Genomic DNA, 23,170 nt, shown 5'->3' with positions numbered 1-23,170 from the left:
CCACCCGGCGGGTGGCCCCTCTCCTCTGTCGTCGACTCCGCCGCCCTCAAGTCACCGGACGACGCGCTCAGTTCACAGGACACTGCCGCGGGTCACATGACGCTGCCGCCGATCATCTTGCGGAGCGTGGCCCAGTCGGTCGTGCCGGTCGCGGGCAGGCCGACGGCCGTCTGGTAGGCGCGGATCTTGTCGGCGACCTGCTTGCTGTACGTGCTGGGCGACTCCTTGTCCGTACGGAAGTACGCGATGCCCTGCCGGGCGAACGCGCGCTCCCTGGCGAGGTCCTCGGGGCTGGACTCGCGGTTGTACGCCCACCAGAAGGCCGCCGTCAGCTGGGTGGTCTGCATCGTGGTCGAGCCAGGCTTCACCGTGTCGGGGGTGATGCGCTGGGCCCACAGGGAGACGAGGGTCGCGCGGCCGAGCTCGCCCTCCGTGTCCGTCAGGAAGATCTCGGCGGAGTTCTTCTGCTTCTCGACGCCGTCCTTGTACACGAGTCGCTGGTAGCAGACGAGGGAGTTGCGTGTCGCCGTGTCGATCACACCGGGGTTCCAGCCCGGCTTGAGCGTGCACGCGTTGCCGAGGGACGCGAGGCGCTCCTGGGCGAACTCCACGACGTCGTCCTTCGGGTAGCCGAGGCGCCAGGGCGGCACGTTCACCGGAGCGGCGGGCTCGGCCGGAGGCGGCTCGTTCCCGCCGTCACCGGGCTCGGAGCCGCCCTCGGTCGGGCTGCCGCCACCGCTGCCGTCGCCTCCGCCCCCGCCTCCGGATGCGCCGCCCTCGGTCGGTCCGCCGCCGTCGCCGCCCGGACCGTCACCCGTCCCGTCGCCGCCGCCCGGCGACCCCCCGTCCGTCAGGGGCGGCAGGGAACCGGGCGGCTGCTCGCCCGGGGTGGGTCCGCCGGTCCCGCCGGGCGGCGGCGGCGCGTCGGGGAGCGAGTCGCCGGTGCCCTGCGGCACGGGCCGGGGCGCGTTGGTCGCCCGGAGGTCCTTCGCCGCGCTGACGACCTTCGGGGAGAAGTTGATCCAGAGCACGACGAACGCGATCACGGCCGTCAGCAGCAGTCCGCCCGCCACGACGAGCCAGTTCCCGAAGACGGGGCGCTGGTCGAAGGTGGCGTCGAGGTCGAGCGCGGTGTCGTCGCCGGCCCGCCGGACGGCCACGGTGAACCGGTGCGACTCCTCGGCGCCGGTCCATCGCACGGCCTGCGGCCGCACCACGAGTTCACCGAAGGCGGCACGGCCCGGGGCGATCTGCACGGCGTTCGGCCGCACGTCGAAGGTGAGTCGGTTCGCCTCGTCGCGGGCCACCAGGGACGCGGTCAACGGGGTGTTGCCGAGGTTGTCCACGGCGATCCGGGCCCGGCCGCGGAAGCGGCCGATCAGGGCGGGCGGCAGCAGTTCGGCGCGCGTCTCGGTGAAGGGCGTGACGGTCAGCCGGCCCTCCACGACGTCGCGGGCGCCGGAGTTCTCCCGGGGGTCGACACGGATGCCGTACGCGAGGGGCCCGGCCTCCATGTCCGAGGAGCGGGGCGGGGCGAAGGAGATCTCGGCGGTGCCCTCGCTGCCCGGGTAGAGGCGGAGCACGTCCGGCTCGATCCGGGACCAGCCCGAGGGTTTGCCGACGAGCGAGAGGCGGTATTCCTCGACGGTGTCGCCGGTGTTCCGCACCCGCAGTCGGGCGCCGGCCCGTGCTCCGGGCTCGACGGTCACCTCGGCCGGGTCCAGAGAGGTCCACATGGTCATGGGCGAACGCTAAGGGTGCGGGCGGGGTGTCCGGCTGCCCGAAAGTCCCTGCTCGGGGGCAGCGTGACGTGCCCCGGCAGCCCGTGGGCGACGGCGGGGACGACGCGGCGCCCGGGGCCGGGGGGCCGGGGCGCACCCACCGCCGGTCGGACGTCCGGTGTCCGATGTCCGGGAGGGCAGGCCGCCCTGCCCTCGTGAGCGCCCCTTCTCCCCTGCTCGGCGCGGCGCGGTTCGGCGAGAGTCGGAGGCGAACGACCGCTGTCCACGGTCGGGGGGAGGGCGAGCGGGACGAGGTCGAAGCACCGCGGCGCGCCGGAAGCGGGCAACCGCACGCCCCACGCTGTGACACCGCAGAGCCACCGCCTTCCGCAGAACCACGCTCTCCGAGGAGAACACGCACCATGCCCACGTACCTGTCCCCCGGCGTCTACGTCGAGGAAGTCGCCAGCGGCTCCCGTCCCATCGAGGGCCTCGGAACCTCTGTCGCCGCGTTCGTCGGGCTCGCGCCCGCCGGGCCGCTCAACGAGCCCGTGCTCGTCACCAACTGGTCCCAGTACGTGGCGTCGTTCGGTGACTTCGCAGACGGGTACTACCTCGCCCACTCCGTGTACGGCTTCTTCAACAACGGCGGCACCGCCGCGTACGTCGTGCGCGTCGGCGGCGGCGACGCGCAGGGCGCCACGCGCGCCGTCGGATCGGCCGCCGCGGCGGCCGCCGCTCCTGAGCTCGTCGCCGGTGAGGCCGTCGCGCTCGGCCCCTTCAGGGTCGCCGCGATCACGGCCGGATCCGAGGCCGGCGGGGCGCTCACCGTCGAGGTGCAGGACGTCGAGGGCGAGGCCGAACGCTTCAAGCTGGTCGTCAAGGACGGCGAGAAGGTCGTCGAGAGCTTCGACGCCTCCGCCAAGAAGAGCGCCCGCAACTACGTGGTCGCGCAGGTCAAGCAGCGTTCCAAGACGATCGTCCTGGAGGAGGCCGCAGCCGGCGGGCAGCTCGCCAGGCCCGACGCGCAGTCCGTGACGCTCGCCCCGCCCGCGCGGATCCCGGCTCAGGTCGACGCGGGCGCGGATGTCGCCGCCGCCCTGGAGTCCGGGCAGTTCATCGGCGACTCCGCCGACCGCACCGGCTTCGGCGGCCTGGAGGCGTACGACGAGATCAACATGGTGGCCGTGCCCGACCTGATGGCCGCCTACCAGCAGGGGCTCATCGACCTGGAGCAGGTCAAGGCCGTCCAGATCGGGCTCATCGCGCACTGCGAGCTGATGGGCGACCGGATGGCGATCCTCGACCCGCCGCCCTCGCTGAACGCCCGCGACATCCGCAAGTGGCGCCAGGAGATCGCCGGTTACGACTCCCCGTACGCAACCCTCTACTACCCGTGGATCAAGGCCTTCGACCCGGCGAGCGGCCAGACCCGGGTGGTTCCGCCGTCCGGCCACATGGCCGGCGTCTGGGCGCGCAACGACGCCGAGCGCGGTGTCCACAAGGCCCCCGCCAACGAGATCGTCCGAGGCGCGGTGGACCTGGAGCTGCAGATCACGCGCGGTGAGCAGGACCTGCTCAACCCGATCGGTGTGAACTGCATCCGCGCGTTCCCCGGCCGCGGCATCCGGGTGTGGGGCGCGCGGACGCTGGCCTCCGACCCGGCGTGGCGCTACCTGAACGTCCGCCGCTACTTCAACTACCTCGAGGAGTCGATCCTCGTCGGGACGCAGTGGGTCGTCTTCGAGCCCAACGACCCCTCCCTGTGGGCCCGTATCCGCCGCAACATCTCGGCCTTCCTCGTCAACGAGTGGCGTCAGGGCGCACTGTTCGGCCAGCGCGCCGAAGACGCCTTCTACGTGAAGTGCGACGCGGAGACCAACCCGCCGGAGTCGGTCGACCTCGGCCGCGTGGTCTGCGAGATCGGCATCGCCCCGGTGAAGCCGGCCGAGTTCGTGGTCTTCCGGCTGGCGCAGATCCAGGGCGGCGGGGGCGAGCTGGAGGAGTAGTCCTCCCCTCATCGCGCTCCGTACCACTCGTCCTTCCCCCTTCCGGCCCGGGTCCGTGCGCCCACGCGCCCGGTTCCGCCCCTCGAACAGGAGTGAACCCCCATGTCCCTCGACACCGGTGACGCCCTCACCACCCACAATTTCGGCCTGCAGATCGACGGCGTCATGGTCGAGACCCTGCAGGAGATCAGCGGCCTCTCGATGGAGCAGGACGTCATCGAGTTCCAGCAGGTCTCCGCGGACGGCAAGCCGATCATCAAGAAGCTCCCCGGCGTGAAGAAGGCCGGCGAGTGCACGGTCACGCGCGGTGCGACCCAGTCCGCCGCGTTCACCGAGTGGATCACGTCGTCCATCGCCGGTGACATGGGCTCGGCCCGCAAGGACGCGTCCATCATCTTCCTCGACTACCAGCTCACCGAGGTCAAGCGGTACAACCTGCGCAACGCCTGGTGCACCAAGGTGGAGCTGAGCGCGACGAAGGCCGGCGACGCGGCGGCCCTCACCGAGCAGGTCACCATCACCTTCGAAGAGCTGACGCTCGGCTGATGCGACGCGAGGGATCGGCGGGCACGCAGCAGGGACGCCCGCAGGAGCCGCTCCGCACGGAGTTCGAGTTCGAGCTGCCGCGCGGGTTCGTCGACGAGGCGGGCACGGTGCACCGCAACGGGGCGATGCGGCTGGCCACGGCCCGGGACGAGCTGCTCCCGCTGCGCGACATCCGGGTCCGCGAGAACCCGGCGTACCTGTCCGTGGTGCTGCTCGGCCGGGTCATCACCCGGCTCGGCACGCTCCCGTCGGTCCACGACGGGACGGTGGAGAACATGTTCGCCTCGGACCTGGCGTTCCTCCAGGACTTCTACCGGCAGATCAACGCGGAGGGCCACACCCGGGCCGCCGTGGCGTGCCCGCACTGCGAGGAGTCGTTCGAGGTCGAGCTGGCCGGGAGCCGCCTGGGGGAATCGTGACGTACGCGGCCGACCGGATCGAGGAGGAGACCGCGTACCTCGCCTTCCACTTCCACTGGGGCATGGACGCCATCCTCGACCTGGAGCACGCGGACCGGCGGAGGTACGTGGCCCAGGTGGCGTCGCTGGTGGAGCGGTCGCAGACGTAACGGCAGGACAGGGAAGGGAGGGTGGAGGGGACTGTGGGAGTGTTCGATAAGTGGCGGACGGCGCGGACGCGGAACGCGCAGCAGGCGCGGGGCGCGGAGTCCGGCGGACGCGAGGAGAGCTCGGCGTCCGTCGCGCCGGCGGCGGCGTCCGGGGACGCGTGGCGGGCGCTGCCGCCCGTGCAGCGGGTGCTGGCCGCGGGTCCGCGGACCGTCGCGGAGCACGGCTTCTCCACCTCGCTCGCCACCCACTGGAACCCCTCCTTCCAGAGCGACCTCGGCCACGGGGCGGTGCCGGACGCGCCGGGCGGCGTCATGCTCGACGCGGTGCGGGCCGTGCCTCTGCCCGTGCCCGGGGAACCCGCGTCGGCCGGGCACTCCGGGACGGCGGAACTGCCGGGCCTGCGGTTGCCGGTGGCGGGATCGGAGGGCTCGGCTGCACGGCCGACGGATGCGTCGCGGACCGCGAGTTCGACGGGTACGGCCCGGTCTGCGGCTGGGTCTGCGACCGAGGCGGGTCCTGGACGGCACACGACACCGTCCGTACAGCGCGCGCCCGCGACGCCGCGGACCGGTCGGCCCACGACGCCCCCTCGTCCCGTACAGGGGGAGGCTCCTGCCGCACCGGTACGGGGTGGCGCCGCGGCGCGCGAAGCCGGGGATAGGGGTGCTGCCTCGGGCGCGCCCCGCTCGGTGCCTCCCGTCGTGCAGCGCGCCGGTCTGGCCGACCGTGGGACGGACGCCCGGGTCGCTCCCGCGTCCGCGCCCGAGGCCGGCGCTGCCGGGTCCGCGCAGCCGTCGTCCGGCAGGACCACGCTGCCGGGTCCCGTACGGCCCGCGCACGTTCGGCGGCCACCGCTGGTCTCCGCGCAGCCCGTGCAACCGCCGCGGCGACTTGCTCCGGCCGGTGCCGCGCGCGCCGAGGGCCAGGCCGGACCCGACGCGGCGGCGATCCAGCGGTCCGCGACTCCCGCCCGTACGCCGAAGAGCGAGGCGCGTCCCACGGACGCGCCCGACACCGCCGCACCGGAGCCCTCGGCTGCCGGTCGGCCCCAGAACGTCCCGGGTCCCGCATCCCCCGGCGGGCCCGGGACTCCCGGCCTGGCACCCGGCACCCCCGTGCAGCGCCGCCCTCCCGTGCGCCGCTCGCGGCGCGCACCGGGTGCCGACTGGAACACGACGGCGGCGACGCCGCCGGTGACTCCCCCGGCGGCCCCGGCGGTTGCTCCGGCCGCCCAGACGGCCACCGCGGCTCCGTCGGGTCCGGCGCCTCGGACGAGCCCGTCGACACGGCAGGCGCCGGCCAACGCGCCCGCCGGTCCTGCGGCTCCGGTGCAGAGGGCCGGTTCCGTCGCACCCGCCGGGCCGGGGGCACCGACCCGGTCGGGTCCGCGTGAGACGTCGGCGAGCCCGACGACTCCGGCAACTCCGGCCACCCCGGCGGCCGGAACCGTCACGCGTTCCGCCTCCCCCGCAGCCACCTCGACGCCGTCGACGCCGTCGGCCCCGTCGATCTCATCGGCCTCGCCTGCCTCACCGGCCCCGGCCCCGGGGGCTTCCGTGCCTCCGGTGGCCCGGACCATCTCCAGGTCGGCCTCCCCGGCAGGCCCCATGACTCCGTCGACACCAGCGCCCCGCCCACCCGTCACATCCCTCCCCCCGAAGAGCTCGGCCTCCCCCTCGCACCCGTCGACTCCGGCACCCTCCCCGGTGCCCTCGGATGCCACCGCGCCCACGGTTCACGCCGCACCTGCGCGTACGACCTCGCCGAGGTCTCAGGAGAGCCCGACCGCCCCGGCGCCGCCGGTCTCGCGAGCGCCCGCCGCTGCCCCCGTCACCCCGGCCACCTCTCCGACTCCGCCGACCCGGCCGGGACTCGGCGCCCCCGTTCAGCGCGCCACCGCCCACGCCCCGGCCTCGCGTACGAACACCGCGTCGCGGAGGTCTCCGATCGGCGCGCCGATCGCCCGCGCTGCCGCGACACCGCCGACGCCCGCTCCGACCACGGCACCCTCACCCGCACCCACGCCCACGCCCACGCCCGCACTCGACGCCCCCGCCGCTCCGACCCGGGCAGCCGCCCCCGTCCCGGCGTCGGCCGAGGCCATGCCCGTACAGCGGTCGACCGCCGACCGGCACCTGGCTCCGGGCGTCCCCACGCTCCCCATGACCTCCACGGCACCCCTCGCGAACGCATCCACCGGGCCGTCCACTCCGCCCCCGGTCCAGCGCACCGCGGCCACAGCCACGGCCGCACCATGGTCCCAGCCCCCTGCCGACTCCCCCGCGTCCGCACAGCCCCACACTCCCGGCCCCACTCCCCCCACGCGACCGCCCGTCGTCACCGTCACCGATCTCCCGCGCGCCACCGCGCCGGCCGTGCAGCGGAAGGGCGTCCGGCCGCTGGCCACGGCCCGACCGCTCACCCCGAACCCGTCTCCCCGCGCGAGCACTTCGCCCGACGCCACCGCGCCCGCCACCGCGCCCGGTCCCCGACAGGCCGCACCCGTGCCCGTGCCCATGCCCGCGGCGCCCTCCGCCGTTCCCCTCTTCACGCCGACCGCCGCCGCCACCTCACCCTCCACCCCCGTCTCCCCCTCCCCCGCCCCCGTCCCGGCCGTCCAGCGCTCCGCCGCCGCTCCGCCCCGCAGCGGCGCCCCCGCGCCCCAGGGCTCCGCCCGGCCCGTCGTCCCCCTCGCCCGTCCGTCCGCCGCGCGGCCCGTCGCCCGGCCGGTCGTCCAGCGGCAGACCGCCACCGGGGCGACGCCGTCCGTGACCCCGGCGGCCGCACCGGCCGTCCCCGTGGTCACCCCCATCCCGCTCCAGCGGACCTCGGCCGCCCCGGCCCCCGCGTCGGCCGCGCATGCTCCGCGGGCCGCCACGACGGTCGGCCGGACCGCCCCGACCGCATCCTCCCCGTCCGTGCAGCGCACTGCCGCCGCACCGGGACCCGCCGAGCCCGATTCACCCACCCAGCTGGACGAGTTGGCGCGCCGTCTCGTCACCCCGCTCTCACGGCTCCTGCGTGCGGAGCTCCGCGCCGACCGCGAGCGCGTGGGCCGCCTCCGCGACCACGGCCGCTGACGTACCCGGCGCTCACCGCCGGCCCGCCCACCCCTGACCGCACCGATCCGAGAGACCCGCCACCATGCCCCAGCAGCTGGACCCCGCATCCACCGTCTTCTTCAAGCTCACCATCGACGGCGAGGACCTCGGCGTGTTCAACAGCTGTGACGGTCTCGCCTCCGAGGTCGAGGTGGAGCAGCGCCGGGAGGGGGGCAACAACGGCTTCGTCTGGCAGTTGCCCACCCGCGTCACGTTCTCCACCATCCGCCTCACCCGTCCGCTCACGCCCGAGACCGCGAACGTCGCCGCCTGGATCTCGTCGCTCGCCACGGGGATCACCCGTCCGACCGCGCAGATCGCGGCGCTACGCGCCGACGGGTCGATCGTGGCGCAGTGGGGTCTGGTGGAGGTGCTGCCGGTGCGCTGGACGGGGCCGACCCTCGACCCGGCCGGTCCGGCCGTGGCGACGGAGACCCTGGAGATCGCCCACCACGGGTTCACCGACGCGGGAGGGGCCTGAGATGGCCCCGTTCTTCGGCGGGTTGACGGCCAGCGGCCTCTCCCGTGCCGCGCTCGCCATCCATCAGCCGCCGACCGACCTGTCCAGCTCGTACGGCGGGAAGCTCGGCGAGGTGAAGTTCGAGTTCAATCCGGACCAGCTCCAACTCAGCCGGTCCGCGCACTGGTTCACGGAGCAGGCTGTCGCCTACGACCGGGGCGCGCCGCCCAAGTTCACCGGCAGTGAGCCGGCCCAGCTGCAGCTGGAGGTCTTCCTCGACCGCTCGGGCGACCCGTCGTCGAACGACGTGCAGCAGCAGGTGGAACTGCTGCTGTCCTGTTGCGAGGTGACCCAGCAGAGCATCGCCGCGAAGGCGCCGTCGCCGCCGTGGGTGCGGTTCTCCTGGGGGTCGTTCTCGACGGTGCAGTTCGTCGCGTACGTGACGTCGGTGTCGGCGACGTACACGCTCTTCAGCCCGAGCGGGATACCGATCCGCGCGACGTGTTCGCTCTCCCTCACCGAGGTCTCCAGCGCGACCAAGAAGCAGAACCCGACGTCCGGCGCGCTGTCGGCCCGCCGGGTGCACCGCACGGTCGCCGGCGACTCCCTCGCCTCCCTCGCCTGGCGCGAGTACGGCGACGCGACCCGCTGGCGGGTCATCGCGGAGGCGAACCGCATCGACGATCCGATGCGGTTGCGCCCCGGCACCGAACTGCTGCTCCCGTCCACCACCGAAACGCCGGAGACCGAGGGCGCCTCATGAGCGAGAAGACCTTCACCACCGTCCTCCACGTGCAGCTCGACGGCACGCCGCTGCCGGACCCGCTCGCGGTCCGCCTCACCGAGGGCTGGGTGGACGCGAGCGTCAACGTCCCGTCGGCGTTCCAGCTGACGTTCAGCGACAAGGACGGCACCCTCACGACGACGTTCCCGTTCCTCAAGGTCGGCGCGATGGCGGTGCTGTCCCCGTTCACCGACGGCAGGCTCGGTGAGCCGATGCTCACCGGCGAGGTCACGGCCGTCGAGGTGGACGCGGCGCCCGGCCACGGCCGGTACCTGATCGTGCGCGGCTACGATCCGGGCCACCGTCTGCTGCGCAGCCGGCGCGTCGAGGGCTATCCGAACATGACGGCGTCGGACATCGTCCGGAAGCTCGCCGGACTCAACCGGATCCCGCTGGGCAAGGTCGACGCGACGCCGACGGTGTACGAGCTGGCGACCCAGCCCAACATCACCGACTGGGACTTCCTCTCCCGGCTCGCGCGCGAGAACGACGTCCGGTTGTCCCTCGACCCGGCGGGCCGGCTGGTGTTCGCGGCGCTGCCGCCTGCCTCCTCGGCGCCCGCCGACACCACGCCGGCGGCGGCCAGCCCGTACGTCCTGGACTTCGGGAGCAACACGCTGCAGAGCCGGGTGTCGGTGACCGCCGCCGGGCAGGTCGGGAAGGTCGACGTGCGGGGCTGGGATCCCCGTACCAAGCAGGCGCTGTCCTCGCCGACGCCCGCCGTCGCGAGCAAGGAGATCGTCTCCGACATCACCCCGGCCCAGTTGTCCGCGCCGTTCGGTCCCGCCGAACTGGCGGCGACTGAAACGCCGTTCACCACGCAGTCGGAGGTGACGCAGGCGGCGACGGCGCTGGCCGACGACGTCACCGGGTCGTTCGCGGAGCTGGAGGTCGCCGTCACCGGGAACCCGGCGATGAAGCCGGGGCAGCCGGTGGCCGTGAAGGGGGCAGGCTTCCCCTTCGAGGGGCGGTACACCGCGACGGGGGTGCGCCATGTCTTCGCCTCCGGGCGGCAGTTCGCCACCTGGCTGACCGTGTCCGGGCGGCAGTTCCGCTCGCTGTACGGGACGGCGTCCGGCGGCGGGGAGGCGGCGCCGCCGATGCCCGGTGTCGCGGTCGCGCTGGTCACGAACACCAAGGACCCGCTCTCGCTGGGCCGGGTCAGACTGCGGTTCCCGTGGCTGTCGGCGACGTACGAGAGCGGCTGGTGCCGGGTCGCCCAGCTCGGCGGACGCGGGGGCGGCGGTCTGATGCTCCCCGAGGTGGACGACGAGGTGCTGTGCGCCTTCGACCGGGGTTCCCTTGAACACCCCTACGTCCTGGCGGGGTTGTACAACGGCGTCGACAAGCACACCCCGGCGACCGACCGGGTGCCGCCCGTCGATCCGACCAGCGGGCGCGTCCAGTGGCGCGCCCTGACCTCCCGTACCGGTCACACCGTGGAGCTGCGCGAGGAGGGCGGCAGGACGCGCGCCTCGCACGGCATCCGGCTGCGCACCGCGAAGGGCGGGCTGAGCGTCGAGCTGAACGAGGCACGCACCACCCTGACCATCGACAGCGACGGCACCGTCACCATCTCGGGGGCGCGCGGGATCACGGTCGAGTCGGGGATGGATCTGACACTCTCCGCCAAGGGGCGGATCAAGCTCGACGCGGGGCTCGGGGTGGACATCAAGGCCGGGGCGAAGTTCAAGGTCTCGGCGCTGACGCAGGCTGTCGTCAACGCGCCGGCCTTCGTCACCTCGACCGTCCCGATGCCCAATCCCGTCGTGGCGAACCTGCCGTTCTGATGACCGGCCCCGCCGCCCGTTCCCATGGCGTCCAGAGGAGGACCTTCCCTTGAGTGAGCAGTTCGTCGGCGCGGGCTGGGCCTTCCCGCTGCGGACCGGCCCGAGCGGCTCCATCGCGCTCGTGCGGCGCGACCGGGAGATCGAGGAGTCGATGCGGCTCGTCCTCGCCACCGCGCCGGGCGAGCGTCCGATGCGGCCCGAGTTCGGTTGCGCGGTCCACGAGTTGGTGTTCGCCCCGGTCAACGACTCGACGATGGGCCGGGTCCGGTACGAGGTGATGTCCTCGCTCGACCGCTGGGAGCCGCGCATCGACGTGGAGGAGGTCACGGTCTCTCCCGCGCCCGGGGAGCCGACCACCCTCTTCATCGACATCCGCTACCGGGTCCGCGGCGCGAACAACCCGCGCAACCTCGTCTTCCCCTTCTACGTCATCCCCTCCGAGGACTGAAAGAGCCGCCATGGCCCTGCCCGCACCCCATCTCGACGACCGCCGCTTCCAGCAGTTCGTCGACGACGCCAAGCGCTACATCCAGCAGGCGTGCCCCGAGTGGACCGACCACAACGTCTCGGACCCGGGCGTCACCCTGGTCGAGGCGGTCGCGCACATGGCGGACCAGCTCGTCTACCGCCTCAACCGGGTCCCGGAGAAGAACCACCTGGCCTTCCTCGACCTGCTCGGGGTGACGCTGTTCCCGCCCGCGGCCGCCCGCGCCGACATCACCTTCCGGCTCTCGGCGCCGCAGCCGGAGCCCGTGGTGCTGCCCACGGGTACGGAGGTGTCCACCGGGCGTACGGAGACGGAGGAGGCGGTCGTCTTCGCGACGGCCGCCGATCTGACCGTGGTGCCCTGCTCGTTGACGCACGTCCTGCGCCAGGAGGCGGGCGGCGCGCCCGAGGACCGCTCGCAGGATCTCCGCGGCGGTGCGGACGTGCCCGCCTTCTCGCCCCTGCCGCGCGTCGGCGACCTGCTGCTGCTCGGTCTCTCGGCGGCGGTGCCGGACTGTGTGCTCGTCCTCGACCTGGACAGCCGGGTGGACGGCGTCGGAGTGGATCCGCGCAGGCCGCCGCTGGTGTGGGAGGCGTGGACCGGGGCCGAGGGCTGGGTCGCGTGCGAGGTCGACGAGGACTCCACGGGCGGGCTCAACCGGCCGGGCGAGGTGGTGCTGCACATGCCGTCCGGGCACGCGGTGTCGCGGCTCGGCGGGCACGAGGCGGGCTGGGTGCGGTGCCGGGTCGTCGAGCCCGCCACGGGTCTGCCGTCGTACAGCGAGTCGCCGACGGTACGGGCCGCGGAGGCGTTCACCATCGGCGGGACGGTCCGCGCGGCGCACGCGGAGGCGGTGCGGAACGAGCGGCTCGGCGAGTCCGAGGGCGTGCCGGCGCAGCGGCTGCGGCTGGCGCACGCGCCGGTCGTGGACCGGCCGCCGCTGCTGCTCCAGGTCGCCGAGCGGGCGGACAGCGGCGTCGAAGGGGAGGAGTCCGAGGCCGGCTGGCAGGAGTGGACCGTCGTCCGCGACTTCGCCTCCTCGCGCCCCGGCGACCGGCACTTCACCCTCGACGCGACCACCGGTGAGGTCGCCTTCGGGCCGTCTGTGCGCCAACCGGACGGCACGCTGCGGCAGTTCGGTGCCGTGCCGCCGAAGGGGGCGGCGATCCGGGCGGTCCGGTACGGCACCGGGGGCGGCCGGGCGGGGAACGTGGCCCGCTCCACGATCACCGTGCTGCGCAGCTCCATCCCGTACATCGCGCGGGTGGAGAACCGCGAGGCGGCGCGCGGCGGGGTGGACGGGGAGACCGTCGAGGAGGCCAAGTCCCGGGCACCGATCAGCCTCCGCGCGCAGGAACGGGCGGTCACCGCCCGGGACTACGAGGAGCTGGCGCGCCGGGCGGCGCCCGAGGCGGCGCGCATCGCCTGCCTGGCGGCGGACGCGGCCGAGGCGGGCGACAACGCGGTCCGGGTCCTGGTCGTGCCGCAGGCCGTGCCGGACCGGGGCGGCCGGCTGCGGTTCGAGCAGCTGGTGCCGGGCGAGGAGCTGCTGTCCCGGGTGACGGGCTTCCTCGACGAGCGGCGGCCGCTGGGCACGCGGCTGGCCGTCGGGCCGCCGTTCTACCAGGGCGTGACGGTGGTGGCGACGCTGCACTCCTTCCGGGCGGCCGAGGCGGAGCGCGTACGGGCGGAGGCGCTGGACGCGCTGTACGCGTACCTGGACCCGCTGACCGGAGGGGCGCACGGCGAGGGCTGGCCGTTCGGGCGGCCGCTGCGGGCCGGTGAGGTCTTCGCGGCGCTCCAGCGGGTGCCGGGCGTGGAGCTGGTGGACGAGGTGCTGCTGCATCCGGCCGATCCGCTGACCGGCCGCAGGGGTGACACGACGGACCGGATCGAGCTGGCGCCGTCCGCGCTGCTCTTCCCGTTCGACCATCGCGTCCGTGTGATCGAGGCACGGTGAGCGGCTCCGCGCGGGGTACGGTTCCGGGCCTGGCGACCCCGTACCCGCTGGGTGCGGCGCTGCCCGCCGTGTACGCGGAGGACGACTTCGGGCAGCGGTTCGTGTCCGGCCTGGACGTCGTCCTCGCGCCGCTCTTCAACGTCCTCGACTCCCTGGAGGCGTACTTCTCGCCGGCGCTCGCCCCCGCCGACTTCGTGGACTACCTCGCGACGTGGGTCGGCGCGGAGCTGGACGGCGACGAGCCGCTGCCGCTGCGCCGCCACGCGGTCGCCTCTGCCGTGGCGCTGCACCGGGTGCGCGGCACCCGGCAGGGGCTCGCGGCGGCGGTCCGGCTCGCCTTCGGCGTCCCCCCGGAGATCACCGAGAGCGGGGGTGCGAGCTGGTCGTCCGCGCCGCTCGGGCCGTTCCCCGGGGCGCCCGTCGCCGGACTGCACGTGGTACTCCGGGTCGCCGACCCGGCGGCCGTGGATCCGCACCGGCTGCGCGCGGTCGTGGCCGCCGCCCGTCCCGCGCACCTGCCGTTCACGGTCTCGGTGACGCACTCCCCGCCGCCCTCGGCGACCACTTCCCGTACATCCGAAGGAGCTTGACCCTGATGAGTGACGCGCCCCTGTCCCGTCCCTGCCCGGACTGCGCGAGCCCGGTGCGGGCGGCGGACCAGTCGTTCTGTGACAGTTGCGGGGCGTTCCTGCGCTGGGACAGCCCGGCCGGCGCGGCAAGCGCGGAGGGCCCGTCCGCCGCCTCGCCGTCCACGTCCTCCACCACGGCCGCCCCGGCCTCTTCGGCCTCTTCGGCCTCTTCGGCCTCTTCGGAGTCCGGGAGGACGGTCCGTGAGGAGCCGGAGGCCACGCCGTCGGACGACGCGCCGCGGGCCGCCGCCGAGAGTTCGCCCGGCTCCCCCGCCGAGGCGGCCAGCGGTCGGCCGTCCGCCGGGCCGGAGGAGGCGACCGCCCCGCTGCCCGCCGTGGCCCCCGCCCCGGAGACCCCCGTGTCCGGGCCCGGGCACGCGCCCTCGTCCGAGCCCGCGCCCGTCCCCGTACGGGAGGCGGAGTCGCCAGCCGACGGGCCGTCGGACACGCTCGTGCGGTCCCTCCTCGTCCCGGTCCCCGGGAACCGTCCCGCGGAGCCGGCCGTCGCCGCGCCGGTGCTCCCCGCCCGTCCCGAGGCCGCCCGGCCGGCGTCCCGGGCCGCCGGGGCGCCCGTCCCCGTGCGGGGCGGCACGCCGTGCCCGGCCTGCTCGCTCGCCAACACCCCGGGCCGGCACTTCTGCCGCTTCTGCGCCACCCCGATGGTGCCCGAGCAGCTCTCGACGGCCGAGGGCCCGTACGCGGGCCGGCGCCCCGGGCTCACCCGCGACCGGAGCCGGTGGATCGTCCGCGCCCTGGTCGCGGCGGGGGTCGTCACCGTGGTGGTCGGCGGCATCGTCGGCGGTCCGCCGGCCGTCCGCGCGGTCCAGGACCACTTCGCCACGCGCGTCCCGGTCCACCCGGTGGCCTGGGCGGCCTCCCACTCCGCGCCCCGGCAGCCGGCGAAGCTGGCGGGCGACGGGTACTCCAACACCTGGTGGGGCACGGGGTACGCGGGCGATTCGGCGGGTCAGTACATGGAGGCCCGGTTCGCCGAGCCGACCGATCTGCTGAGCGTCCTGATCACCCCCGGCAGTTCGAAGAACACCACGCAGGCCGACGGCCAGGCGACCCCGCGCACCTTCGACCTGGTCGTCAAGGACTCCTCCGGCGAGACCCATGTGTCGCAGCACCGCATCAACGACGGCGGCACCCAGCGGGTGGACGTGCGGGTGCGCGACGCGCTGACGGTGCAGCTGGTGCTGCGCACGGCCTGGCGGGCCGACCCCGCGAAGCAGGTGGCCGTCGCGGAGCTGGAGTTCTTCGGCAGGTCCGTGTCCTGATCCGGTCCGGACGGAAAGGCCGGAAATCGCGCCGGGACCCCTTCTCAGGCACGGGACGAGGAAGAACGATGATCCCCGGGGTACCTGACCGAAGGAGGGGTCCATGCGCAGTTACGCCCGCGTGCTCATCGGCAATCTGGTCCTGGCCGCGTTCGCCGGGGTGGCCGGACCGGTGTTCCTCGTCGTGGCGTATGTCGCCCGGGTCGAGGGCGCGGCCTGGTACTGGGTGGCAGGCGCGTCGGTCGTCGGGGCGGTGGGGACGGCGGTGATCCCGTTCGCCGCCGTACGGAGCGCGCGGCAGGAGTTTCCCCGGATCACCCGGCGGGACCGTGCGAAGGTCACGCACCCGGCGTACGGGGACGAGACCTCGGTGGTGTGGGCGCCTCGCTCCCCGGGGGGCGTGGTGGGCGCGCGCCTGGTGCGGGCGGACGTCCGCGCGGCGTCGTTGGTGCGCTACGACCCCGAAGGGGGCGCCTCGTTCACGACGTACGGGGGTGATCACGATCCGGCGGAGTTCAAGGCGACGGTCGGTCTGACGCTGTGGGTCCACGACGGGGAGGACGACGGCCGGGGCTCGGGGGGACGCGAGGTCACCGAGGAGGTCCAGGTGCCGTCGCTCTGCCTGTCGGCGGTCACGGCGGGGCGGCTGGCCGTCCTGGTCGATCCACCGGACGCGCCGACGCCGGGGAGGGTCACGGTCCTCTGGCCGCGCAGCCTCCTCCTCGCGGGGACGAGGACCTGCCGGGTGGTCGACCTCGACGGGCGGGTGACCGACGTGACCCGCTTCGCCCGTCGGCAGCTGGAGCAGATGCGGATCTCTCGGTCGGTGGGCGGGGTCGTGATGGACGGCGATCTCATCGACCTCCGGCGCCTCGACGCGGCGACGGCGGCCCGGTACGCGGCCGTGGCCCGTGACGTCGCCGAGCAGCGGGCGCCGGTGGCCGAGCCGGGCGAGGAGGCCCGCCGGCTCGCGGAGTTCCTCCCGGGTGAGGAGGGAGCGTTCGGCTCCGTCCCCCGCCGCTGGTCGCGCCGCGGTGGGCATCTGGTGCTCGCCCGGTTCCTGTCCCTGCGCGGCCGGACCACGTTCCAGTACCACGGCCCGGTCCTGGACACGCTGCTCCGCGTCCGTCCGGCGGACGGCTCTCCCCCGTACGACGTGATCCGGCGCCTCACGGTCCCGATGAACTATCTGGCGGTGCTGCACCACACGAGGGACGTCGTTCTCCGGGTCGGCCCGAACGGCAGGTCCCAGGTGGTCGACTGGGCCCGCACGAACCTTCTCGCCGGGGTCACGACGGCGCAGGTCGTCGCGCCGGACGGGCGGGGCATCCCGCTCCCGAGGCGGTCCGGGGCCCTGTGGCCCCTGATGAACCTGCTGGTCGCCCACGGCGTCTCGAACCCGACGCAGGTCCTCGACCTCCGCGAGCCCCGGATGCACGCCGTGGCGGACGCGGTGATGGACCTGATCCGGGGTGCGGAGGTGAGGCTGGACGGGCCACTGCTCGCCGGCGACCCGCGTCCGGCACCGCCGGTCGCATCCGGTACCGCCGGTGGAGAGGGCGCACCGTGACCACCTCGGGTAGCGGCCGTCTCGGGGCGCGGCCCGTGGAGTTCCTGGAGGTCCGCAGGCTCGACTTCGTCGAGCAGCCACCGCCCGACCTGACGCCGTGGGAGCAGGGGGAGGTGGACCGGTTGTGGGCGGACACGGTGGCCCGTGACCCCACCACCTTCGACGGACCGATGGTCGCGAGTCTGGGCATCGACCGGCCCTCCCCCGATGTGCTGGTGGCTCGCTGGGCGCGGCTCTCGTACCGGCACAGGGCCCTGCGCCTGATCCGGCCCTCAGGAGAGGTGCCGGGGTCGGTGTTCGTCACCGTGCTCCTGCCCACCGAGCGGGGGCTCGTCGTCGGCCGCGGGGCTCCGGCCACGGCCGCGCCCGGCCGTTGGACGCTCCCGGGCGGCTCGGTGGAACCGCCCTCCGACGGTCGGCCGCTCGACGGGGCGGCCCTGCGGCGGGAGGCCGTGCGCGAACTCGACGAGGAACTCGGGGTCCGGATCGCCGAAGGAAGGCTGCGCTTGTTCGCGGTCACCCGGGGGCGCCGGTTCGGCAGCCTCGGCTTCCACTTCCTCGCCCCGCCCGTGACGCGCGCGCATGTGCTCCGTCGGCATGCCGGGGTCGTGGCGGCGGAGACCCGGCGCGGCGCCGGGCCCGAGCTGGACGAGGTCGCCTTCGTGCGGTCGCCCGCCGAGGCGGGCCGCCTCGGTCCCGGCGCGGACTATCTGCCGCAGGTCCTGCGCCGGTACGACGGCCCGGTCTGAGCCCCTGCCGGGCGGCGGTCCGTGCGGTGAGCCCGGTGCCGGGGCCGGCACCGGGCACGCTCCGCGGCCGTGCGAGGCGGTGTCAGGTGCGCAGCCACACCGCCGTGTCCGCCGGCAGTCGGCCGTCGGTGTCCAGGGGGCCGCTCGCCAGGAGCAGTTCCTCGTGCGCGGGGAGTTCGGCCGGGGTCGCGGAGAGGTTGACCAGACAGAGCAGGCTCTCGCCGCGGGCGAAGGCGAGTACGTCCTCGGCGGCGGGCAGCCAGGTCAGGGGGCCGTCGCCGAAGCCCTCGACCGAGCTCCGCAGTCTCAGCGCCGTGCGGTACAACGCGAGCATGGAGTCGCCGTCCGCCTGCTGGCGGTCCACCGCGTGGTCGTCCCACTCCCGGGGCTGGGGAAGCCACGGTTCGGCGGCGGTGTCGGTGCCGAAGCCGTACCAGGGCGCTCCCGCCGTCCACGGCAGCGGTACGCGGCAGCCGTCGCGGCCGGGGTCGGTGCCGCCGGAGCGGGCGTGCATGGGGTCCTCGATCCGGTCCAGCGGCACCTCCGCCTCGGGCAGGCCCAGTTCCTCGCCCTGGTACACGTACACCGACCCCGGGAGGGCGAGGGTCAGCAGCGCGGCCGCGCGGGCCCGTCGGGTTCCGAGGTCGAGGTCCGTGGGTGTGCCGAAGGCCTTCGTGGCGAAGTCGAAGCCGGTGTCGGTGCGCCCGTAGCGGGTGACCGTGCGGGTGACGTCGTGGTTGCAGAGGACCCAGGTCGCGGGGGCGCCGACGGGGGCGTGTTCGGCGAGGGTGTCGTCGATGGTGCGGCGCAGCCGGTCCGCCTCCCAGGGGCAGGAGAGGAAGTTGAAGTTGAACGCGGTGTGGAGTTCGTCGGGGCGGAGGTAGCGGGCGAAGCGTTCGGAGTCGGGGAGCCAGACCTCGCCGACGAAGACGGCGCCGTACTCGTCGGCTATCGCGCGCCACGACCGGTAGATGTCGTGGAGTTCGTCCTGGTCGATGTACGGGTGGGGGTCGACGCCCTCGACGAAGTCGGCGAGGGCCGGGTCCTTGGCGAGCAGCGCGGCGGAGTCGATGCGGACGCCGGCGACCCCTCGTTCGAACCAGAAGCGGAGGACGTCCTCGTGTTCCTGGCGGACGGCCGGGTGGGCCCAGTTGAGGTCGGGCTGCTCGGGGGTGAAGAGGTGGAGGTACCACTCGCCGTCCTCGACCCGGGTCCAGGTCGGTCCGGAGAACTGGGAGGGCCAGGTGTTGGGCGGGATGTCGCCGTTCTCGCCGTGGCCGGGGCGGAAGTGGAAGAGTTCGCGCTCCGGGCTGCCGGGGCCGGCCGCGAGGGCGGCGCGGAACCAGGCGTGCTGGTCGGAGACGTGGTTGGGGACGATGTCGACGATCACCCGGATGCCGAGTTCGCGGGCCTCGGCGATGAGCTTCTCGGCCTCGGCGAGGGTTCCGAAGGCGGGGTCGATGGTGCGGTAGTCGGCGACGTCGTAGCCGCCGTCGACCAGGGGCGAGAGGTACCAGGGCGTGAACCAGACGGCGTCGACGCCGAGTTCGGCGAGGTAGGGCAGTCTCGCCCGGACGCCCGCGAGGTCCCCGGTGCCGTCGCCGTCGCCGTCGGCGAAACTGCGCGGATACACCTGGTAGATGACGGCGTCGCGCCACCAGTCGTCGGTGCGATGCGAGTGAGGGGCTGCCACGTGACGGTCCTTTCGGGCAGGTCGGGGTTCTTCGTCGCCGGCCCGGTTGCTGCGGGGCATGGACGGCGGGCCGGCGACGAAGGCATGGGGTGGTGCGGAGGGCGCTGGACGTGGGCGGCCGGGCCGGCGGGGAGGCCGGGGTGGCGGGGAGGCCGGGGTGGCGGGGCGGGTGGCCCGGCGGGGATGCCGGTGCCGGTGGCTCCGGTGGCGTGCGGGCCGGTCAGCCCTTGAGGCCGCCCGCCGTGAGGCCGCTCATGATGTTGCGCTGGAAGACCAGGAAGATGAGCAGGGTCGGCACGGAGGCGATGGTCAGCGCGGCGATCAGGACATTGACCGGGACGCCGTTGGAGAGGGAGTAGATGCCGACGTTGAGGGTCTGGCCGGCCGGGTCGGGCAGGGTGAGCATCGGCCAGAGGAAGTCCTTCCAGACTCCCACCACCGCGAAGATGGAGACGACTCCGAGGATCGGCCGTGAGATGGGCAGCACGATCGACCACAGGATCCGCATCGGGGAGGCTCCGTCGATGGACGCGGCGTCCAGGAGTTCCTTGGGGATCGAGTCGAAGAAGCGCTTGAGCAGGAAGATGTTGAACGCGTTGGTCACCGAGGGCAGCCAGATCACCCAGGGCGAGTTGAGCAGGTTGCGCTCGAAGATCGGCAGGTCCAGGACGGTCAGGTACTGGGGTACGACGAGGACGGTCGCCGGGATCATCAGGGTCGCGAGCATCATGCCGAGCACGGCCTTGCCGAAGATCGGCCGCAGCTTGGAGAGGGAGTAGGCGGCGGCCACGTCCAGGACGAGCTGGAAGGCGAGGGCGCCGAACGCGTAGTAGAGGGTGTTGAAGAGCAGTGTGGAGAGGTCCATGACCTCCCAGGCGCGGGAGTAGTTCTCCGGCGCGAAGGTCTCCGGCACGAGGGTCGGGGGTGTCTGGATGACTTCCTGGGTGTCCTTGAAGCCGCTGGACACCATCCAGTAGAGGGGGCCGAGGAACGCCAGGGTGAAGCCGCCGACGACGACGGCGAAGACCACCCAGTAGAGGGCCTTGCCGCGGGGGCGGGCGAGCTGCGCCGGCGAGATGAGTGTGCGTGTGGACATGCTGGTCTCCCCGGTCCTACTCGTCCTCGGCGCGGCTGAGCTTCACGTACGCCGCCGAGAATCCGGCCAGGAGTACGAGGAGGAGCAGGCCGAGCGCCGCCGCGGCACCGTAGTTGTTGAAGTTGAAGGCGTATTGGTAGATGAGGTAGACGACGGTCGTGGTCGATCCCTCGGGGCCGGCGCCGCCGGTGAGCAGGAACGGTTCGACGAAGACCTGCATGGTGGCGATGACCTGCATGAGCAGCATGAGGGAGAGGATCAGGCGCGTCTGCGGGATGGTGACGTGCCAGATCTTGCGGAACAGCCCGGCGCCGTCGAGCTCGGCCGCCTCGTACAGCTCGCCGGGGATGCTCTGGAGCGCGGCGAGGTAGATCAGGGCCGCGCCTCCCATGTTCATCCAGGTGGAGGCGATGACGACGGAGAGCATGGAGAGGTCGGGGTCCTGGAGCCATTGCTGCTCGGGGAGGTGGAGGAAGCGGAAGAGCTCGTTGAGGAGGCCGTAGCCGGGGTCGTAGAGGTACTTGAAGAGGAGCACCGAGGCGACCGGCGGGAGCATGACGGGCAGGTAGACGAGCAGGCGCAGATAGCCCTGTCCGTGGTGGAACTCGTTGATGACGAGGGCGACGACGAAGGGGACGACGAAGCCGAAGAGGAGCGCGAGCACGGTGAACAGGAGCGTGTTGCGCCAGGCCTGCCAGAAGGCGGGGTCGTTGACGACGGTGACGAGGTTGTCGAAGCCGACCCAGGTCGACTGTCCGCTCTCGGTCTTCTGGAAGGCCAGGAGGAACTCCCTGACCATCGGGTACCAGGAGAAGAAGGCGAAGCAGAGCACGGCGCCGATGAGGAAGCCGTGGGCGGTGAGGTTGCGCCGCAGGCTCTTCGTGAAGCGGGCACGGCCACCGGGGGGTACGGGTCCCGCCGGGGCCGGCGGGGAGTGGCGGGCGCTGCCCGTCGTGCTCGGGGTCAGGCTGGGGGCCGACATCGTCGCTCCTTGGTACTGGTCTGCCGGGGTGGTCCTGGGAGGGCTGGAGGGCCGGCGGGGGCGGGCGGTCGGTCCGCCCCCGCCGGTGGCCGTCACTGGGTGGCGAGGACCTGGTTGACCTGTGCCTCGGCGGTGGCGAGGAGCTTGTCGATGTCGGCGTCCTTGTTGGTGAGGAGGCCGGACATCACGTTGTCGAGGACCTTGTAGACCTCCTGCGCCTTCGGCGGTTCGGCCTTGCCGGCGACGGGGTTGTCCATGAAGGACTTGAAGTTCTGGACCGGCATGGTGGCGTTGGCGACGCGTGCGGCGTCGTCCTTGGCCTTGGAGTCGTTCAGCCAGAAGTTGGGCTGCGGGACGCCGACGGGGAGGGCGTCCTGCTTGGTGCGGGCCCAGTCGAACTGGCCCTTGCCGACGGTGAGGTTCTTGAAGTTGAGCCAGGCGACGGCGGCCTTGATCTTGTCGCCTGAGATGCCCTGCTTGACCATGTAGTTGTTGCCGCCGGCCAGGGTGTTCTTCTCGCCGGGGATGGGGCCCATGCCGAAGTTCTCGTACTTGGCGCCGAGTTGCTGGACCATGTACGCGATGTCGTCGGGCGCGGCGAGGAACATGCCGAGCTTGTCGGTGGCTATCTGCTTCTGGAGGTCGCCCCACTTGAGCAGCTGGGTCTTGCCCATGCTGTCGTCCTCCCAGCGCATGGCGTGGAGGTTCTTCGCGACCTGCTTGCCGAACTCGTTGTTGAAGGCGGCCTTCTTGCCGCTCGCGTCCACGACCTCGCCGCCGACGCTGTACATCTGGGCGGTGAAGTGCCAGCCGCCGGTGTTGCCGGCGCTGTACTCGCCGAAGCCGGCGACGCCGTTGCCGAGTCCGGCGATCTTCTTGGCGGCGGCCCGGACCTCCTCCCAGGTGCGCGGCGGGGCGTCGGGGTCCAGGCCGGCCTGGGTGAAGAGCTTGCGGTTGACCAGCAGGCCCATCGTGTAGTTGCTGGTGGGCAGACCGTAGAGCTTGCCGTCCTGCTTGAGGGAGCCGAGGACGTTCGGGTCGATGTCCTTGAGGAGCGGGACGCTCTTGTCGTTGACGTACGCGGTGATGTCCGCGGCGCCGTTCTCGGAGAGCACCTGCGGCAGGTCGGTGAAGTAGGTGTAGAACACGTCGGGCTGCGACTTGGCCTTGAGCATCGCGGTGAACCGCGGCGGCTCCAGACACTGGCCGGGGGTGGAGCGGCCCTCGATGGTGACGTTGGGGTACGTCTTGTTGAACTCGGCGACGTCCTCCTTCCACTCCTTGAGCTCGGCCGCCTTCGCCGCGGGGGGCATGCAGTCGATCGTGAGCGTGACCTTGGTCTTCGGGTCCAGCGGGGCGGTGGGGTCGGAGGACCCACCGCCCTCGGAACCGCCGCTGCCGTTGTTGCTGCTGCTCGTGCCGCAGGCGGCGAGCGCGGTCAGCGTGAGCGCGGAGACGAGGGTGACCGCGCTGGCGCGGCGCGTACGGCGGAACCGGGCACTTCTCATGGGTGGTCCCCTTCGGGCCTGAACGTGGAGGTCGCCCCACCGCCTGTGCGTTGTGGGGCGTCGCACACTCAATCACCATCAACAAGTGAACGCAAGATATCGCGCTGATTTCGTAATTGCCTGACAGGCAGAGGCTGATCGGCCGGATTGACCACTCAGGAAACCGACAGTTCAGGGGCACTAGGCCGGGGCCACCGGGGCTCTCCCGCGAGGCGGGCGACAGAACGCACGCAAGA

Annotated in this window: 20 protein-coding genes; 14 read left to right on the top strand and 6 right to left on the bottom strand. The window is 73.3% G+C overall.

The genetic code is table 11. The features are described 5' to 3' along the window. Nucleotides 1-92: 92 nt before the first annotated feature. Complete coding sequence (locus tag AMK27_RS12690; RefSeq protein ID WP_073905665.1) at nt 93-1,742, bottom strand: COG1470 family protein; 1,650 nt, start codon at nt 1,740-1,742, stop codon at nt 93-95. Nucleotides 1,743-2,143: 401 nt separating this feature from the next. Between AMK27_RS12690 and AMK27_RS12685 the strand changes: the two genes are divergently transcribed. The 4 genes from AMK27_RS12685 to AMK27_RS42990 all read left to right on the top strand — a co-directional run bounded on the left by AMK27_RS12685 (nt 2,144) and on the right by AMK27_RS42990 (nt 4,844). Further along, the gene (locus AMK27_RS12685) at nt 2,144-3,730 is read left to right on the top strand and encodes a phage tail sheath family protein (RefSeq protein ID WP_073905663.1); all 1,587 of its coding nucleotides are present in this window, start codon (nt 2,144-2,146) and stop codon (nt 3,728-3,730) included. 102 nt (nt 3,731-3,832) lie between these two features. Next, the gene (locus AMK27_RS12680) at nt 3,833-4,276 is read left to right on the top strand and encodes a phage tail protein (protein WP_073814308.1); all 444 of its coding nucleotides are present in this window, start codon (nt 3,833-3,835) and stop codon (nt 4,274-4,276) included. Continuing rightward, entirely contained in the window at nt 4,276-4,695 is a 420-nt protein-coding gene (locus AMK27_RS12675; protein WP_030317097.1) for a hypothetical protein, read from the top strand. The genes AMK27_RS12680 and AMK27_RS12675 overlap by 1 nt, the downstream gene beginning before the upstream one ends. After that, nucleotides 4,692-4,844, top strand: a complete 153-nt coding sequence (locus AMK27_RS42990) for a DUF6760 family protein (RefSeq protein WP_198955845.1) — start codon at nt 4,692-4,694, stop codon at nt 4,842-4,844. Before AMK27_RS12675 ends, AMK27_RS42990 begins: the two co-directional genes overlap by 4 nt. Nucleotides 4,845-6,730: 1,886 nt before the next feature. Here AMK27_RS42990 and AMK27_RS42985 read toward each other — a convergent pair. Further along, nucleotides 6,731-6,949 carry a hypothetical protein gene (locus AMK27_RS42985; protein ID WP_198955844.1) on the bottom strand — a complete coding sequence of 73 codons (219 nt, stop codon included), beginning with the start codon at nt 6,947-6,949 and terminating at the stop codon, nt 6,731-6,733. Between AMK27_RS42985 and AMK27_RS42320 the strand changes: the two genes are divergently transcribed. From AMK27_RS42320 to AMK27_RS12615, 10 genes are all read left to right on the top strand, one after another. Further along, nucleotides 6,948-7,925 (top strand): hypothetical protein, encoded by a 978-nt coding sequence (locus tag AMK27_RS42320; RefSeq protein WP_198955843.1) that lies wholly within the window; start codon nt 6,948-6,950, stop codon nt 7,923-7,925. The two genes, AMK27_RS42985 and AMK27_RS42320, sit on opposite strands and share 2 nt — an antisense overlap. 64 nt (nt 7,926-7,989) lie before the next feature. Continuing rightward, the gene (locus AMK27_RS12660) at nt 7,990-8,427 is read left to right on the top strand and encodes a phage tail protein (RefSeq protein WP_073905656.1); all 438 of its coding nucleotides are present in this window, start codon (nt 7,990-7,992) and stop codon (nt 8,425-8,427) included. 1 nt (nt 8,428) lies between these two features. Beyond that, a complete protein-coding gene (locus AMK27_RS12655) occupies nt 8,429-9,169 on the top strand; it encodes a CIS tube protein (protein WP_073905653.1) in 741 nt (246 codons plus the stop codon). Next, complete coding sequence (locus AMK27_RS12650; RefSeq protein ID WP_073905651.1) at nt 9,166-10,980, top strand: VgrG-related protein; 1,815 nt, start codon at nt 9,166-9,168, stop codon at nt 10,978-10,980. The genes AMK27_RS12655 and AMK27_RS12650 overlap by 4 nt, the downstream gene beginning before the upstream one ends. Before the next feature lie 49 nt (nt 10,981-11,029). Beyond that, complete coding sequence (locus AMK27_RS12645; protein ID WP_073905648.1) at nt 11,030-11,428, top strand: GPW/gp25 family protein; 399 nt, start codon at nt 11,030-11,032, stop codon at nt 11,426-11,428. A gap of 10 nt (nt 11,429-11,438) precedes the next feature. Continuing rightward, nucleotides 11,439-13,427, top strand: a complete 1,989-nt coding sequence (locus AMK27_RS12640; protein ID WP_073905645.1) for a putative baseplate assembly protein — start codon at nt 11,439-11,441, stop codon at nt 13,425-13,427. Continuing rightward, nucleotides 13,424-14,017 carry a phage tail protein gene (locus AMK27_RS12635; RefSeq protein ID WP_073905643.1) on the top strand — a complete coding sequence of 198 codons (594 nt, stop codon included), beginning with the start codon at nt 13,424-13,426 and terminating at the stop codon, nt 14,015-14,017. Before AMK27_RS12640 ends, AMK27_RS12635 begins: the two co-directional genes overlap by 4 nt. Before the next feature lie 5 nt (nt 14,018-14,022). Beyond that, a complete protein-coding gene (locus tag AMK27_RS12625; protein ID WP_143204849.1) occupies nt 14,023-15,336 on the top strand; it encodes an NADase-type glycan-binding domain-containing protein in 1,314 nt (437 codons plus the stop codon). Nucleotides 15,337-15,439: 103 nt separating this feature from the next. Then, nucleotides 15,440-16,906, top strand: a complete 1,467-nt coding sequence (locus tag AMK27_RS12620; protein ID WP_073905636.1) for a hypothetical protein — start codon at nt 15,440-15,442, stop codon at nt 16,904-16,906. After that, nucleotides 16,903-17,655, top strand: coding sequence for an NUDIX domain-containing protein (locus AMK27_RS12615; protein WP_079188367.1), 753 nt, complete (start codon nt 16,903-16,905; stop codon nt 17,653-17,655). Before AMK27_RS12620 ends, AMK27_RS12615 begins: the two co-directional genes overlap by 4 nt. Before the next feature lie 82 nt (nt 17,656-17,737). On the opposite strand, the gene AMK27_RS12610 is transcribed toward AMK27_RS12615, so the two are convergent. The 4 genes from AMK27_RS12610 to AMK27_RS12595 all read right to left on the bottom strand — a co-directional run bounded on the left by AMK27_RS12610 (nt 17,738) and on the right by AMK27_RS12595 (nt 22,934). After that, nucleotides 17,738-19,348: a glycoside hydrolase family 13 protein gene (locus AMK27_RS12610; protein ID WP_073905633.1), complete on the bottom strand. Its 1,611-nt coding sequence runs from the start codon at nt 19,346-19,348 to the stop codon at nt 17,738-17,740. Nucleotides 19,349-19,568: 220 nt separating this feature from the next. After that, a complete protein-coding gene (locus AMK27_RS12605) occupies nt 19,569-20,444 on the bottom strand; it encodes a carbohydrate ABC transporter permease (RefSeq protein ID WP_073905630.1) in 876 nt (291 codons plus the stop codon). A 16-nt stretch (nt 20,445-20,460) separates the two neighbouring features. Next, nucleotides 20,461-21,426 (bottom strand): carbohydrate ABC transporter permease, encoded by a 966-nt coding sequence (locus AMK27_RS12600; RefSeq protein ID WP_073905627.1) that lies wholly within the window; start codon nt 21,424-21,426, stop codon nt 20,461-20,463. Between the two features lie 92 nt (nt 21,427-21,518). Further along, entirely contained in the window at nt 21,519-22,934 is a 1,416-nt protein-coding gene (locus tag AMK27_RS12595) for an extracellular solute-binding protein (protein ID WP_073905625.1), read from the bottom strand. Nucleotides 22,935-23,170 lie beyond the last annotated feature (236 nt).

This window comes from Streptomyces sp. CB02009 (genome assembly GCF_001905825.1).
In the GTDB taxonomy this organism is placed as follows: domain Bacteria; phylum Actinomycetota; class Actinomycetes; order Streptomycetales; family Streptomycetaceae; genus Streptomyces.
Note: the sequence above shows the minus strand (reverse complement) of the source record. Positions and strands in the feature narration are given on the sequence as shown.

Excerpts from the sequence above, each read along its gene's own strand:
- AMK27_RS42320 (WP_198955843.1), top strand. The coding sequence starts at position 6,948 with ATGCCCGTACAGCGGTCGACCGCCGACCGGCACCTGGCTCCGGGCGTC.
- AMK27_RS42985 (WP_198955844.1), bottom strand. The coding sequence starts at position 6,949 with ATGGCCTCGGCCGACGCCGGGACGGGGGCGGCTGCCCGGGTCGGAGCG.
- AMK27_RS12685 (WP_073905663.1), top strand. The coding sequence starts at position 2,144 with ATGCCCACGTACCTGTCCCCCGGCGTCTACGTCGAGGAAGTCGCCAGC.
- AMK27_RS12655 (WP_073905653.1), top strand. The coding sequence starts at position 8,429 with ATGGCCCCGTTCTTCGGCGGGTTGACGGCCAGCGGCCTCTCCCGTGCC.
- AMK27_RS12675 (WP_030317097.1), top strand. The coding sequence starts at position 4,276 with ATGCGACGCGAGGGATCGGCGGGCACGCAGCAGGGACGCCCGCAGGAG.
- AMK27_RS12600 (WP_073905627.1), bottom strand. The coding sequence starts at position 21,426 with ATGTCGGCCCCCAGCCTGACCCCGAGCACGACGGGCAGCGCCCGCCAC.
- AMK27_RS12605 (WP_073905630.1), bottom strand. The coding sequence starts at position 20,444 with ATGTCCACACGCACACTCATCTCGCCGGCGCAGCTCGCCCGCCCCCGC.
- AMK27_RS12680 (WP_073814308.1), top strand. The coding sequence starts at position 3,833 with ATGTCCCTCGACACCGGTGACGCCCTCACCACCCACAATTTCGGCCTG.
- AMK27_RS12690 (WP_073905665.1), bottom strand. The coding sequence starts at position 1,742 with ATGACCATGTGGACCTCTCTGGACCCGGCCGAGGTGACCGTCGAGCCC.
- AMK27_RS12620 (WP_073905636.1), top strand. The coding sequence starts at position 15,440 with ATGCGCAGTTACGCCCGCGTGCTCATCGGCAATCTGGTCCTGGCCGCG.
- AMK27_RS12640 (WP_073905645.1), top strand. The coding sequence starts at position 11,439 with ATGGCCCTGCCCGCACCCCATCTCGACGACCGCCGCTTCCAGCAGTTC.
- AMK27_RS12650 (WP_073905651.1), top strand. The coding sequence starts at position 9,166 with ATGAGCGAGAAGACCTTCACCACCGTCCTCCACGTGCAGCTCGACGGC.
- AMK27_RS12625 (WP_143204849.1), top strand. The coding sequence starts at position 14,023 with ATGAGTGACGCGCCCCTGTCCCGTCCCTGCCCGGACTGCGCGAGCCCG.
- AMK27_RS12660 (WP_073905656.1), top strand. The coding sequence starts at position 7,990 with ATGCCCCAGCAGCTGGACCCCGCATCCACCGTCTTCTTCAAGCTCACC.
- AMK27_RS12595 (WP_073905625.1), bottom strand. The coding sequence starts at position 22,934 with ATGAGAAGTGCCCGGTTCCGCCGTACGCGCCGCGCCAGCGCGGTCACC.